The sequence below is a fragment of the Enterobacter cloacae complex sp.6700776 genome, from assembly GCF_048284255.1.
Lineage (GTDB): Bacteria > Pseudomonadota > Gammaproteobacteria > Enterobacterales > Enterobacteriaceae > Enterobacter > Enterobacter intestinihominis.
Window position 1 is genome coordinate 117297 of sequence record NZ_JBLVYK010000004.1, and the last position, 13000, is coordinate 130296.

Consider the following 13000-nt stretch of genomic DNA (forward strand, 5'->3'; position numbering starts at 1 on the left):
TCGCAACTCCGGGAGGTTAACAATGAGCAAGAATTTGTTTTGCCTGAGTCGTCAGGCGATGACGAGAAAACATGAGCTGTAGGCGGCCACCGCCGACCTGTTGCCACAGCACGGCGGCACGGATACCTGCCAGCAGCGAAGCGCGTACCTTCGCCTGTACCTGTGGGCTTTGCAATACGGCAGGCGAACCGGTGACCTGAATACGCGGGCCGAGCGGGCTAATTACGTCGACGTAGATACCGGCCATCGCGCTCAGCAGGGTCTCAGACTGGAGGTCAAAGTGGTCGAGCTGGCGCTGTAGCCCGGCGATGCGATCGCCCAGGGTATTCATTGCGCCTTTCGCCGCGTTCAGCTTACGTTCCAGCACCATCAGGCTTAAGGTGTAGCGGGTCAGTTCCGCATTCAACCCCTGACGGTTACTGGCGTTGAGCACGCCGAGCAGGGTTTCAAGACCGAGACGAAGATTGGTTTCACTGCCGCCAAAGACGCCCAGCGTGGAGCCTGGGTTAAGATCGATAACGCTGTTGAGTGAAACGTGCAGGGCATCAGCGTCGCAATGACCCTGATGCGCCAGCTGTTGCACCAGACGGGCTGACTGGCAAATTCCCGCCAGCGCCAGGGTGATGTCGTAATAGTTCTTCGCCACACGGTCTCCTTTATGTGTGCAAACGGTTTAAACAGCAGGCAGCGGCAGGCGCTGTTCAATGATCCCACCGCCGAGGCAAATTTCGCCGCTGTAGAAAACAGCAGACTGGCCAGGGGTAACGGCGGAAACCGGTTCGTCGAAACGCACGTCAATGCGATCGTCATCCAGTGCGGTGACGGTGCAAGGGATGTCCGTCTGGCGGTAGCGCGTTTTCACGGTGCAGCGCAGCGTGCCTTTCAGCGGCTCGCGATCGACCCAGTGCAGCTGTTGCGCGATAAGTCCAACGGACATCAGGCGCGGATGGTCGTGACCCTGAGCCACCACCAGAATATTGTTTTCGACATCTTTGTCGACCACGTACCACGGATCTTCGCTGCCCTCTTTGGTGCCGCCGATACCCAGACCTTTACGCTGGCCGAGAGTGTGGTACATCAGCCCCTGGTGCTGACCAATCTCATCACCGTCAACGGTGACGATTTTGCCCGGCTGTGCAGGCAGGTAGCGCCCCAGGAACTCGCGGAATTTACGCTCGCCGATAAAACAGATACCGGTGGAGTCTTTTTTCTTCGCGGTGATCAGATCCAAATCTTCAGCAATCTTACGCACTTCCGGCTTTTCCAGCTCGCCGACCGGGAACAGACTTTGGGCAATCTGTTCATGGCTCAGCGTGTAGAGGAAGTAGCTCTGATCTTTATTGCCATCCAGACCGCGCAGCAGCTGGCTTTTACCATTCACATCCGCGCGACGCACGTAGTGGCCGGTCGCAATGTAGTCTGCGCCCAGATCTTCCGCGGCGAATTCCAGGAAGGCTTTGAATTTGATCTCTTTGTTACACAGGATATCCGGGTTTGGCGTGCGGCCCGCTTTGTACTCTTCGAGGAAGAGTTCAAAAACGTTGTCCCAGTATTCTGCGGCAAAGTTAACGGTGTGCAGTTCGATGCCGAGCTTATCGCACACGGCCTGCGCATCGGCGAGATCCGCAGCGGCAGTGCAGTATTCCTCGCCATCGTCTTCCTCCCAGTTCTTCATGAACAGGCCCTCCACCTTATAGCCCTGTTGCTGCAACAGGTAGGCGGAAACGGAGGAATCGACACCGCCGGACATGCCGACGATCACTTTTTTCTGGCTGTTATCTGACATGGAATACTCACGACATTGAACTTCAAGGCGGCGTATTCTATCACGCCCCCCCACCATTGACACCCTCTGTAAACGGCCAGTTAAATTCTGCAATGACATCCAGCGGCAGGCGCGCCGCAGACTGCCAGCAGCGGATGCTTTCCGCAACCAGCGGCGAGCGCAGGTTTGACGCGTTCATGATCTCGTCTGCGGTCATCCACAGGCAGCGATCGATATCGTCGTCGTGCGGTTCAGTGGCGCACGTTTCGTTAAGCTCAACGGCGAATAAAAAGCGCAGGAAAGGTGTCTGGTCAGGCGCTATCCACTGATGCATACGGATAAAGTGCTGCGGTTCGGCGCGGATACCCGTCTCTTCCCAGAGCTCGCGTTTCGCTGCCTGCAATAAGGTTTCGTTGGCTTCAAGATGCCCGGCTGGCTGATTCCAAAGCGCTTTGCCGTTGATGGTCTCTTCCACCACCAGGAATTTCCCCTGCGCGTGGACCACGCAGGCGACCGTAACATGGGGTTTAAACATCAGTTCTCCTTAGGGGTAACATCCCGCCATTCCCCGTTAGCCAGCGAGTCCAGCGTGTAGCTGCCCATGGCGTAGCGAATGAGTCGCAGGGTAGGGAAGCCCACATGCGCAGTCATGCGCCTGACCTGTCGGTTGCGGCCTTCATAAAGGGTGATTTTAAGCCAGCTGGTGGGAATCGATTTGCGCTCACGAATCGGCGGGTTGCGCGGCCACAGCCACTCGGGTTCATTCACGCGCTCAATACCAGCTGGCAGGGTAGGACCATCGTTCAGCGTTACGCCGTTGCGCAGCTTTGCCAGCGACGCGTCGTCCGGCTCGCCTTCAACCTGCACATAGTAAATTTTTCCGGTACGTTTGCCCGGCTGAGTAAGCCTGGCCTGGAGCACGCCGTCATTGGTAAGCACCAGCAGCCCCTCGCTGTCGCGATCCAGACGCCCGGCCGCGTAGACCCCCTGAACGGGGATAAAATCCTTCAGCGTGCTGCGCCCGGCCTCGTCGGTAAACTGCGGCAATACATCGTAGGGTTTATTGAACAGTATGACCCGCGTTGGCTGGGGTTCTGGCGTTCTTCTGGTGGCTTGTCGTGAGCTGAATCGCTCAACCCGGTGTTTTCTAAAAGAAGTTTTCGTCATGGTATTTTCAGGCGTTATCAATTGCCGCATTATAGCCTAATAACGAAGACCTTTCATGGCGTCGGACAATCAGGTACTATCGGAAGGCTCATTACAATTTATTAACATAAGATCAGTAACAACCAGAAGCGCTCGAAGGAGAGGTTAATGGAAAGCAAAGTAGTTGTTCCGGCGGAAGGTAAAAAGATCACCCTGCAAAACGGCAAGATTAACGTTCCTCACAACCCGATTATCCCGTTCATCGAAGGTGACGGTATCGGTGTAGACGTTACCCCGGCAATGCTGAAAGTGGTTGATGCCGCTGTTGAGAAAGCCTACAAAGGCGAGCGTAAAATTTCCTGGATGGAAATTTACACCGGTGAAAAATCGACTCAAGTTTATGGCCAGGACGTCTGGCTGCCAGCCGAAACGCTGGACCTGATCCGCGACTATCGCGTTGCTATCAAAGGCCCTCTGACCACGCCAGTTGGCGGCGGCATTCGCTCCCTGAACGTGGCGCTGCGTCAGGAACTGGATCTGTATGTGTGTCTGCGTCCGGTGCGTTACTACCAGGGCACTCCAAGCCCGGTTAAGCACCCGGAACTGACCGACATGGTCATCTTCCGTGAAAACTCTGAAGACATCTACGCCGGTATCGAATGGAAAGCGGATTCTGCTGATGCAGAAAAAGTGATTAAATTCCTGCGCGAAGAGATGGGCGTGAAGAAAATTCGCTTCCCTGAGCATTGCGGCATCGGCATCAAGCCGTGCTCCGAAGAAGGGACCAAGCGTCTGGTGCGTGCCGCCATCGAATACGCTATCACCAACGATCGTGACTCTGTGACCCTGGTTCACAAAGGCAATATCATGAAGTTCACCGAAGGCGCGTTCAAAGACTGGGGCTACCAGCTGGCGACCGAAGAGTTCGGCGGTGAACTGATCGACGGCGGCCCATGGCAGAAAATTAAAAACCCGAACACCGGTAAAGAGATCATCATTAAAGATGTGATCGCCGATGCGTTCCTGCAACAGATCCTGCTGCGTCCTGCTGAATATGACGTGATCGCCTGTATGAACCTGAACGGCGACTACATCTCTGATGCGCTGGCAGCGCAGGTCGGTGGTATCGGTATCGCCCCGGGCGCGAACATCGGTGACGAGTGCGCCCTGTTCGAAGCAACTCACGGTACTGCACCGAAATATGCAGGCCAGGACAAAGTCAACCCAGGCTCTATCATTCTGTCCGCAGAGATGATGCTGCGTCATATGGAATGGTTCGAAGCCGCAGACCTGATTGTTAAGGGTATGGAAGGCGCAATTAACGCGAAAACCGTCACCTATGACTTTGAACGTCTGATGGAAGGCGCTAAACTGCTGAAATGCTCAGAGTTTGGCGACGCGATTATCGCAAACATGTAATCCACTCGCTGGGTTAAATGACAACGGGAGCCTGAGGGTTCCCGTTTTTTATGCACACAAGACGGAAAACAACGCTATGACCCATGATATCCCGCTCAAGTATTATGACATCGTCGACGAGTATGCGACTGAAACGGCAAAACCGCCAGAAGAGGCGGAGCGTACGCCACTGGCACACTATTTTCAGCTGCTGCTCACTCGCTTATACAACAATGAGGAAATCAGTGAAGAGGCGCAGCGGGAGATGGCTGTCCAGGCGGAGATAGATGAAGCGCGCATTGACGATATTGCGAACTTCCTGAATCAATGGGGCAATGAATAACGCGTCATCGCGCTGAGTAAGCCAGCAGGCTGGCGAGGTCGTGCCGGGTTAGTGATTTTGAAAAGTACCAGCCTTGCACGAGGGCATCGGGGTATCTCTGCGCGATGAACTGATATTGCGTTTCGCTTTCGACTCCCTCAAACACCAGGGTTTTGTGCAGTTTAGCGAGCGCGTCGCTAAAGATCACCAGGATATCCTGTTTATAATGCTCGTTGATGCCATCCACTAACGACTTATCCACTTTGATTTCGTCATATTTGAGATTGGACAGCCTTGCCAGATTAGAGTTTTGCACGCCAAAATCGTCTATTGAAATTTTGACGCCTGCCGATTTGAGATCCTCACAAAACTCTTCAAGGATGGCCGAGGTGGAAACGCCATTCTCGGATAACTCAACTTTGATTAACGATAAGGGAATAGCGTTCTCTAAGCATGCATGACGTAATACCGCCAGAAATTTGCCGTCTTCAATTTCCGTCCGGCCAACGTTCAGTGAAATCATTAACTGATGTTCGGCCGCCAGAGCGGCAATTTCCGCCAGGGATTTCTTTATCATGTTCTGATAATAAACGTTATACAGACCAATTTTTTTAATTAACGGGATAAACAGCTCAGGAGAAACCTCTTTGTGATTGTTATCCTGCCATCTTGATAAGACTTCAACCCCGACGATTTTCTTATCAGCAACCCGAATTATGGGCTGAAAATGAACGCTGATAGTATTCGCTATCACCGCCTTGACCAGCGTTCGCTCAAGAGAAAGTCGATCTTCATAAAGTCGAAGAGAAAACAGCGTCAGGGATACCCAGATAAAGTATAAAAACAGGCACAGGAGCACCATCACTACGCGGGAGAGCGATGCCAGTCCGGCATTGTGGTGGGTGACGGTAACGCACAAATCCCAGCGCGTGCTGCACTGCGTCACGGTCTGCGTGAATAACAGTGACGACAAGCGGCTAAGGTTTTCTGTAGGTGACGTAACGGTAAAAAAGGTTCGGTCGAAATCTTTCGTGGTAGAACGAAGTGAATAGTTGGCGGTGACCGGAGAGAATTTATCGTAGGCTGAACGTGATGTGAAGATAATAAGATGGTTATAAATTGTCGCATTGCCTACAAAAAAATCTTTCTGTGAAAATTGCGCCAGACTGAATCCGTTCAGGGTGTTGTGAAGCTCAGAGGGAAGGGCGATGGGATTTGCCAGCTTGCCCCAAAATGCGGTGCAGGTGATTTTCCCATTTTCAATAAACCCCACATCGGCGAAATAGAGACTCTGCATCTTTAAATTACGGTAGACGTTCAGGCTGGCGCTATCGCATCCCTTCGCGGAGGTATTTTTAAGCGTACTGGCGATATTTTGCGTCAAGTCTTCGGAATAGCGTAAGAGCGTGTGGGAGATCTCCCTCTGCCGGTCCTTTTGCTGCTCAACGATAATGGCGTTAACCGCATACAGCGACAGGACGACCATAAAGGTTGAGATGATAGCAACGGCAATGGCCTTGTTCATTTTCCTGCTGTCCCGCCACGTCCTGAGGTGCAGGGATCTTAACACAGGTCATTAAAGCTACAAGTATGCGCGTTGAGCCCGCACGTGATTGAAAGGAAAGCCACCATGCCGACTCATTACATCTCAGAACCACTCAAACCGTGTTGAGAGCAGTAACAGTAGCGTACTGGCAGAAACAAGATTAAGGCAGATGACGAACTTGCTCGATACGTTCATGTTATCAGATTCACTTTGCTGTTCAGTAGCCACAGAGAATAGCGGTTCACCTCCTGGGAAAAAACGCCAGATTTTGGTGGGGTGAGGCAAAAAAAAAGCCCACTAAAAAGTGGGCAAGAAATACTGGAAGCAATGTGAGCAATGTCGTACTGAATACCTGAGTGATTTGCTCAACTATTCAGTAATGAGAAAGATAATCTTTCTCAGTAAAAGATGCAACCCCACGATGAGTGTGGAACGGCAATTTTTATTGCTCAGATTTTACTCAAACGAACCGTGTGATTCTTATCACAAATTTCCTTTCTCAGATCCTGTGCTATCCTTTTCTGTGTCGTTGATTTAATGACAAAAACCATACAGAGAGGAAAGCTATGGGAATTTTATCCTGGATTATCTTTGGGCTGATTGCGGGGATCCTGGCGAAGTGGATTATGCCGGGCAAAGATGGCGGCGGTTTCATCGTCACGATCGTTCTGGGGATTGTGGGTGCAGTCGTCGGTGGCTGGATCAGTACCCTGTTCGGCTTTGGCAGAGTTGATGGCTTCAACTTCGGCAGCTTTGTCGTCGCGGTGATTGGCGCGCTGGTTGTTCTGTTTATCTACAGAAAAATCAAAAGCTAAATCTGACCTGTGTTAAAAAAGGCTGCCTGAGGGCGGCCTTTTTACTTTGGGCGTTACCACCAGCCTAACTGCGTACCGGCGACGGCCACGATGGCGACAATCAGCATGATGAGGGTCGTTTTTCTCATTTATGCCCCCGGCGCGGCGTAACCGCCAAGGAAAAACCAGCCTAAAAACACGACTGCCGTGATAAAAATAACCACCGGAAAGAGGATCCCTATTCTCATGCCATCACCTGTTTGAGTTTGTATAAGGCCGTAGAGTGTACGGTTTTAATCTAACGCGACAAAGCCTGTTTTGTTTTTTCCTTTTTTATCCTGATACATCGCGAGGTCTGCGGTGCGCAGGGCACTATCTTCATCCGTGCAGTGAGGATCAACAATAACGACGCCATAGCTTGCACCGGGATAGAGAATAGTGACATTACCTAACCCATATTCACCCGCGATACGGCCGTTGAGGCGGGTTTTGATAGCGTTGACCTCTGTGCTGGCGTCGCCATCATCGCTGTGACTCAGGCTGGCAACCAGAAATTCATCGCCGCCGAGCCGGCCGATAATTTCGTCCTGCGTTTGCTGGTGAGTCAGTCGATTGCCGACCTGAACGAGGAACCGATCGCCCGCTTCATGACCGTACTGATCATTGATTCGCTTGAAATCATCGAGATCAATAAAGGCAATCATGACGTTGCGGTTAAGATGGCGCGCCAGTGAGAACAGGGTGGTAAGGTTTTCAAAAATGGCGCGACGATTCGGCAGGCCGGTAAGGGCGTCGGTGTAAGAGTGGGCAATGAGCGCCGCATTTGCTTCACGAAGCTGAAGCACAAGCGACTCTTTCTGAATGTACTGACCAATTAACCCGGCAAAGAGCCTGATCACCTGCTCGCCACGCTCGCTGAACTGTTTCTGTGCGGTGCTGGCAGCGCAAAGCGTGCCGTACAGAGAACCGTCAGCCAGGTGAACCGGCACGCTCATATAGGTTGTAATACCCAGTGCTTTTGCCGCTTCACACTCCGGCCAGCGGTCGGGCACCTCGTTACTGAACAAGGTGTCGCTATCCATGGCGCGCTTACAGAGCGTTTCGTCCCAGGGCACGCTGAACCCTTCCGGGATCTGCATTTGCTTGCTGTTACGGGCATATAAAATGTGCTGCAAACGCGCGTTGATATCGATTTTGGTCAGGTAGGTTGATTCCATATCCGTCACAATTTCCAGCATTTCCAGTAGCTGACGCACCAGACTGTCGAGAGATTGCTCGGTGGAGAGGGTTTCTGAAACACGGGCAAGAATGATATCTGACATGAGGCAGGTTGACTCCCATGCAGAAGACCTCTGTATCTGCATGTTATGCTGAAAATATAGACTCCGGTCATAGTAAAACATGAACAGGATTAATTTTATAGATTCTTCTGAAAGCGGATGAAGGAGAGGCTAAAAAAAAGCCCCGATGTTGAGATCGGGGCAAAACATCTTGATTACGGAATGATGTTCTCTGGTCAGAGTGAGAACAGACACCACTATAGGGATGAATCGTGCAGGTTTAATGGAGAAATCATGGAGAAAACGGCGATGACCCGTTACTCTGACGTTTTCAACACCCTGAAGGATCATGATAATGAAATATCTTCTCCTGGCGCTGGTTTTACCGCTGGCCGCATGCTCAACAAAGACACCTCCTCCCGATGCGCCTCAACCGCCGCACGCTATTGGTATGGCAAATCCGGCGTCAGTGTACTGTCTGGAGAAAGGGGGAGAGCAAATCCCTGTACAAAGCCCGCAGGGCGTACGTACCGAGTGCAAATTGCCAGGCGGGGAAGTGATCGATGAATGGGATCTCTATCGCCGCGATCACCCGCAACCGACCAGATGACAACGGCAATAAAACTGCGATACACTTCTCTTTAGGATTATTCTTAGCCAGTTTCTGGCGGTACGTTTGCGAGAAGAAGTATGTTTCAGTTAAAACCGGGCAGCATGGCGATAATTGTGGGTGCGCGTACGACGGCGGGCCGTCGAAATATCGGTAAATCCGTGGAGCTGTTTGGCCTTTGTCAGCCGGGCCAGCGTTTTGTGAACCCGGTTAACGGCGTCATGACGCATTTACCTGATACATCAGCGCGTGCGCTGTGGCTGGTCACCGGTGATGTTTACGCCTTTGATAATCAGCACGGTTTTGCGTTTGTTCGCCCGGAACATTTGATGCCGCTTACTCCTGACGAGATGCCACACAACGTGGATGAGCTGGCAATCGGTTAATCACAGTTCACGCAGCCAGTCCGCCAGTACCCGCGCGTGATTCTGCTCCGTATTTTTCGCCCCATAGAGTAGCGTCACGGTCTGCTGTCGGGCGAGGGCCGCCAGGCGTTTGCCTTCATCCTGCTGCTGCGCCAGCTCTTTACGATAGGCTTCACTGAACGCGGTGAAATCGATCGTTTCACTGTGAAAGGCTTTCCGCAGTTCGCTGGACGGCGTTAGCGCTTTACACCACTCATCACAGGCGAGGTCGGTCTTTTTTATCCCTCGCGGCCAGAGTCTGTCTACCAGCACCCGGTAACCATCGTCTGATGTTGCCTGTTCATAGACGCGCTTACATTGAATCATCCGTTTTCCTCCTACCGTGCGACGTTCGGCAAGAACACTATAGCACCCGGCGTTTAAGCACCCAATTTAAGGTATTGTGATAATTGCAAAAGATCGGTAGTCTGAGGTTCCTTATGTTATCTGAAAATCCTCCGGCATAAGGAATCTCTCATGGAACTCTCCCCGGTTAAAACGACGCTGCGCATTGCGCTGGTTGGTGATTACAATCCCGATGTTATTGCGCACCAGGCGATCCCGCTGGCGATTGACGACGCCGCTGCGGTTCTGGATCTCACCGCTGATTATGACTGGCTCGCCACGCCTGAGCTGACCAACCCCGAAGACCTGGTCGGGTACGATGCCATCTGGCTGGTACCGGCAAGCCCGTATAAAAACACCGAGGCGGCGTTTATTGCCGCGCGTTACGCGCGTGAAAACAGCATCCCTTTTCTCGGCACCTGCGGCGGGTTCCAGCATGCGCTGATTGAGTATGCCCGTAATGTGCTGGGCTGGCACGATGCAGGCCATGCCGAAACCGATACCGAGGGGAGGATGGTGATTGCGCCGCTGGCCTGCTCGCTGGTGGAAAAAACCGACGCGATTGAGCTGCGGAACAACACGCTGATTGCCAAAGCGTACGGCAAGCCGGAAATTCAGGAAGGTTATCACTGCAATTACGGCGTCTCGTCTGAGTTTGCCAGCCAGCTTGAGCGGGGCGACATGCGCGTAACGGGCTGGGACGAGCAGGGCGAGATCCGCGCGGCAGAGCTGCTGACCCATCCTTTCTTTGTCATCACCCTGTTCCAGCATGAGCGGGCTGCGCTTCAAGGGCGCCCAGTCGTGCTGGTGCAGGCCATGCTGCGGGCGGCGCAGGGATAAAAAAAGCAGACCGTCAGGTCTGCCTTGAATGTCAGCGGGGTGTGATCTCCCGGTCACGCCCGGCCAGCATGCCGCACAGGGCCATCACTACCGCAGCCAGCGCGCAGGCCAGCAGCGGAATGCGCCAGTCTCCGGCGGTATCGTGAATTTTCCCCATCAGCGGTGGGCCACAGGCCGCCAGCAGATAGCCAATCGACTGTGCCATGCCGGAGAGCGCGGCGGCCTGATGGGCCGAGCTGGCGCGCAGTCCGATAAACGTCAGGCCGAGGATCATGGTGGCGCCGGATCCAAAGCCAAACACCAGCGTCCAGACGACGGCCAGCCCCGGCGCGAACCAGAACCCGGCCGCACTGACGGCGCACATCAGAGCGACAAGCCCGGCTATGCCACGCTGATCGTTAAGACGGTGCAGGATCAGCGGAATGGCGAGACCGGGAACAGCGGTTGCCAGCTGGAGAAGTCCGTGCATGGAGCCAGCCTGCGTTTCGCTGTAGCCGTGGCTAAGTAAAATCGCGGGTAACCAGCCGATAATGACGTAGTAAATCAGCGAGTTGATGCCCAGAAAAAGCGTCACCTGCCAGGCGAGTGCGGAGCGCCAGATTGCCCGATTGTGCAACGCGCCCGCGCCGGTCAGGGTGGCGGCCGGCCTCTGGCGCCATTGCGGTAACCACAGCAGCAGCGCCACCAGCGGGAAGAACATCAGCATCAACAGCGCCCCGTGCCAGCCACCACTCCCCAGCGACAGCGGAACGATCAGCGCAGACCCTGCGGCAGCGGCGGCCCCCATCGTCAGCGAATAAGCCCCCGTCAGTTTTGCGACCTGGCCCGGAAAATCACGTTTGATTAATCCGGGTAACAGGACATTGCCCAGCGCAATCCCACAGCCCACGATCGCCGTACCGATAAACAGCAGCGAGGCCGACGGCAGCGAACGTACGCCAATCCCGATGCAAATCAGCAGCAGAGCGATAAAAAGGCTGCGCTCCATGCCCAGGCGCCGGGCGACGCCTGCGGCAAGGGGAGAGATAAAGGCGAAGGCCAGCAGAGGCAGCGTTGTGAGCAGGCCGGTTTGCGCCGTGCTTAAGCCATAGTCCTGTCGGATGGTGTCGAGCAGGGGGGCGACCCCGGTAAAGGTGACGCGCAGCGTCGTGGCGATCATCAGGATGCCTGCAACCAGCAGCGCGCCCTGTTTACCGGAAGGATGAATAGCAGTAGTCATTATTGTCTCTTACGTTCAGGCGAGCGCATACCATACCGATTTAAGTCGTGGTTGAAATCAGGCTAAAATGACAGTTTATCGCTAATATCGGACTACTTTATGTATGGACTGGGACTCGACGGCTACGATCCCGATAGCCAGCACGACGCGGCGGTGGCCTTTCGCATCCGCGTGGTGGCACAAGAACAATACATTCCGCTGCATCAGCACCGCAAAGGGCAGCTGATTATGGCGCTGGGAGGAGCGATCACCTGTGAAGTAGAGAACGCGATGCTGATGGTGCCGCCCCAGTATGCGGTGTGGATCCCGGGTCAAACGCCGCACAGCAACAAGGCGACGCCCGGCGCGCAGCTCTGCCTGCTGTTTATTGAACCCGGCGCGCTCGAATTGCCGACGCGTACCTGTACGTTGAAAATATCGCCCCTGGTGCGAGAGCTGGTGCTGGCGCTCGCGGACAGGTCACAGGAGGAACTGCCTCTTCCCGCTACCGGAAGGCTGGTTGACGTCCTGTTTGATGAACTGCCCCTGCAACCGCAGGAGCATCTCCAGCTGCCGGTATCTCCGCATCCGAAAATTCGTCTGATGAGTGAGACCATGGCAAACGAACCTGCCGCCTGGCAGACGCTGGCGCAGTGGGCCAGCCACTTTGCCATGAGCGAGCGCAATCTGGCGCGACTGGTGGTGAAAGAGACCGGCTTAAGCTTTCGCCGCTGGCGACACCAGCTCCAGCTGATTGTCGCATTGCAGTTTTTGATCGGCGGGAAGTCGGTCCAGCAGGCGTCGCAGGCGCTGGGGTATGACTCCACCACCGCCTTTATCACCATGTTCAAGAAAGGACTGGGACAGACGCCCGCCCGCTATATCGCCAGCCTGACTACGACTTCCCGATAAACAGCGAAACCAGTCCGGCAGCAATCAGCGGGCCAACCGGCACGCCACGAAATAGCGCCACGCCTAACACGGTGCCCACCAGCAGCCCGGCCACCAGAGAAGGCTGGCTGCTCATCAGCGTCACGCCGCGCCCGCCAAGCCATGAGACAAAAACGCCCACTGCAATCGCCACCAGCGATTTCCAGTTCACAAAGGAGTGCAGCAGCGTTGAGGCCGGTAGCGTTCCGCTGGCAATCGGGGCCATCACACCGATGGTCAAAATAATGATCCCGATGGTAAGCCCCTGTTTTTCTATCCACGGGAAGAAGGTGTTCAACGGTGTGACGCGAACGATGATCAGGACCAGAATGGAAATCGCGACGGTGGTATTGTGGCTGACAAAACCCAGAGCAGCCAGGGCCAGAAGTATGAGTAGTGTAGGGTCGAACATGACGGGATCC

General features: G+C 54.2%; 19 protein-coding genes. 7 read left to right on the top strand and 12 right to left on the bottom strand.

From position 1 onward, the window contains the following. Positions 1-16: 16 nt before the first annotated feature. From hflD to rluE, 4 genes are read right to left on the bottom strand one after another with little or no spacing between them, the layout of a single operon-like run. Positions 17-646, bottom strand: a complete 630-nt coding sequence (gene hflD / locus ACNQ0T_RS08470; RefSeq protein ID WP_006809213.1) for a high frequency lysogenization protein HflD — start codon at positions 644-646, stop codon at positions 17-19. Between the two features lie 27 nt (positions 647-673). Beyond that, a complete protein-coding gene (gene mnmA / locus ACNQ0T_RS08475) occupies positions 674-1786 on the bottom strand; it encodes a tRNA 2-thiouridine(34) synthase MnmA (RefSeq protein WP_032103856.1) in 1113 nt (370 codons plus the stop codon). A gap of 40 nt (positions 1787-1826) precedes the next feature. Further along, positions 1827-2300, bottom strand: a complete 474-nt coding sequence (locus ACNQ0T_RS08480; protein ID WP_046618326.1) for an NUDIX hydrolase — start codon at positions 2298-2300, stop codon at positions 1827-1829. Beyond that, positions 2300-2962 (bottom strand): 23S rRNA pseudouridine(2457) synthase RluE, encoded by a 663-nt coding sequence (gene rluE / locus ACNQ0T_RS08485; protein WP_022650805.1) that lies wholly within the window; start codon positions 2960-2962, stop codon positions 2300-2302. Before rluE ends, ACNQ0T_RS08480 begins: the two co-directional genes overlap by 1 nt. Positions 2963-3079: 117 nt before the next feature. Here rluE and icd point away from each other — a divergent pair, with 117 nt between their 5' ends. After that, positions 3080-4330, top strand: coding sequence for an NADP-dependent isocitrate dehydrogenase (gene icd / locus ACNQ0T_RS08490; RefSeq protein ID WP_003857898.1), 1251 nt, complete (start codon positions 3080-3082; stop codon positions 4328-4330). A gap of 76 nt (positions 4331-4406) precedes the next feature. Beyond that, positions 4407-4652 carry a DUF2543 family protein gene (locus tag ACNQ0T_RS08495; protein WP_022647773.1) on the top strand — a complete coding sequence of 82 codons (246 nt, stop codon included), beginning with the start codon at positions 4407-4409 and terminating at the stop codon, positions 4650-4652. A gap of 4 nt (positions 4653-4656) precedes the next feature. Here the strand turns inward: ACNQ0T_RS08495 and ACNQ0T_RS08500 are convergent, their stop codons facing one another. Then, on the bottom strand, positions 4657-6156 hold the full coding sequence (locus tag ACNQ0T_RS08500; RefSeq protein WP_022647774.1) for a cyclic diguanylate phosphodiesterase: 1500 nt from the start codon (positions 6154-6156) through the stop codon (positions 4657-4659). Between the two features lie 123 nt (positions 6157-6279). Further along, a complete protein-coding gene (gene yncL, locus ACNQ0T_RS08505) occupies positions 6280-6372 on the bottom strand; it encodes a stress response membrane protein YncL (protein ID WP_071524166.1) in 93 nt (30 codons plus the stop codon). Positions 6373-6743: 371 nt separating this feature from the next. Between yncL and ACNQ0T_RS08510 the strand changes: the two genes are divergently transcribed. Continuing rightward, positions 6744-6992, top strand: coding sequence for a GlsB/YeaQ/YmgE family stress response membrane protein (locus ACNQ0T_RS08510; protein ID WP_022647775.1), 249 nt, complete (start codon positions 6744-6746; stop codon positions 6990-6992). A 53-nt stretch (positions 6993-7045) separates the two neighbouring features. Here the strand turns inward: ACNQ0T_RS08510 and yoaJ are convergent, their stop codons facing one another. The 3 genes from yoaJ to ACNQ0T_RS08525 are packed head-to-tail and all read right to left on the bottom strand — an operon-like array spanning position 7046 to position 8293. Beyond that, on the bottom strand, positions 7046-7120 hold the full coding sequence (gene yoaJ, locus ACNQ0T_RS08515; RefSeq protein ID WP_071785224.1) for a protein YoaJ: 75 nt from the start codon (positions 7118-7120) through the stop codon (positions 7046-7048). Then, complete coding sequence (locus tag ACNQ0T_RS08520) at positions 7121-7219, bottom strand: YoaK family small membrane protein (RefSeq protein WP_015570793.1); 99 nt, start codon at positions 7217-7219, stop codon at positions 7121-7123. Positions 7220-7264: 45 nt separating this feature from the next. Then, a complete protein-coding gene (locus ACNQ0T_RS08525; RefSeq protein ID WP_022647776.1) occupies positions 7265-8293 on the bottom strand; it encodes a sensor domain-containing diguanylate cyclase in 1029 nt (342 codons plus the stop codon). Positions 8294-8606: 313 nt separating this feature from the next. Between ACNQ0T_RS08525 and ACNQ0T_RS08530 the strand changes: the two genes are divergently transcribed. Both ACNQ0T_RS08530 and ACNQ0T_RS08535 read left to right on the top strand, forming a co-directional pair. Next, entirely contained in the window at positions 8607-8861 is a 255-nt protein-coding gene (locus ACNQ0T_RS08530; RefSeq protein WP_022647777.1) for a DUF333 domain-containing protein, read from the top strand. A gap of 80 nt (positions 8862-8941) precedes the next feature. Beyond that, positions 8942-9247 (top strand): hypothetical protein, encoded by a 306-nt coding sequence (locus tag ACNQ0T_RS08535; RefSeq protein ID WP_023299820.1) that lies wholly within the window; start codon positions 8942-8944, stop codon positions 9245-9247. Here ACNQ0T_RS08535 and ACNQ0T_RS08540 read toward each other — a convergent pair whose 3' ends face one another. Beyond that, complete coding sequence (locus tag ACNQ0T_RS08540) at positions 9248-9592, bottom strand: DUF488 domain-containing protein (RefSeq protein ID WP_022647779.1); 345 nt, start codon at positions 9590-9592, stop codon at positions 9248-9250. Positions 9593-9742: 150 nt separating this feature from the next. On the opposite strand from ACNQ0T_RS08540, the gene ACNQ0T_RS08545 reads away from it, so the two are divergent. Beyond that, entirely contained in the window at positions 9743-10450 is a 708-nt protein-coding gene (locus ACNQ0T_RS08545; RefSeq protein WP_022647780.1) for a CTP synthase, read from the top strand. 31 nt (positions 10451-10481) lie between these two features. On the opposite strand, the gene ACNQ0T_RS08550 is transcribed toward ACNQ0T_RS08545, so the two are convergent. Next, on the bottom strand, positions 10482-11669 hold the full coding sequence (locus ACNQ0T_RS08550) for a CynX/NimT family MFS transporter (protein ID WP_105322653.1): 1188 nt from the start codon (positions 11667-11669) through the stop codon (positions 10482-10484). Positions 11670-11768: 99 nt separating this feature from the next. On the opposite strand from ACNQ0T_RS08550, the gene ACNQ0T_RS08555 reads away from it, so the two are divergent. Then, positions 11769-12560, top strand: coding sequence for an AraC family transcriptional regulator (locus ACNQ0T_RS08555; RefSeq protein ID WP_048965702.1), 792 nt, complete (start codon positions 11769-11771; stop codon positions 12558-12560). On the opposite strand, the gene ACNQ0T_RS08560 is transcribed toward ACNQ0T_RS08555, so the two are convergent. Continuing rightward, positions 12544-12990 (bottom strand): DUF441 domain-containing protein, encoded by a 447-nt coding sequence (locus tag ACNQ0T_RS08560; RefSeq protein WP_003857881.1) that lies wholly within the window; start codon positions 12988-12990, stop codon positions 12544-12546. The two genes, ACNQ0T_RS08555 and ACNQ0T_RS08560, sit on opposite strands and share 17 nt — an antisense overlap. Positions 12991-13000 lie beyond the last annotated feature (10 nt).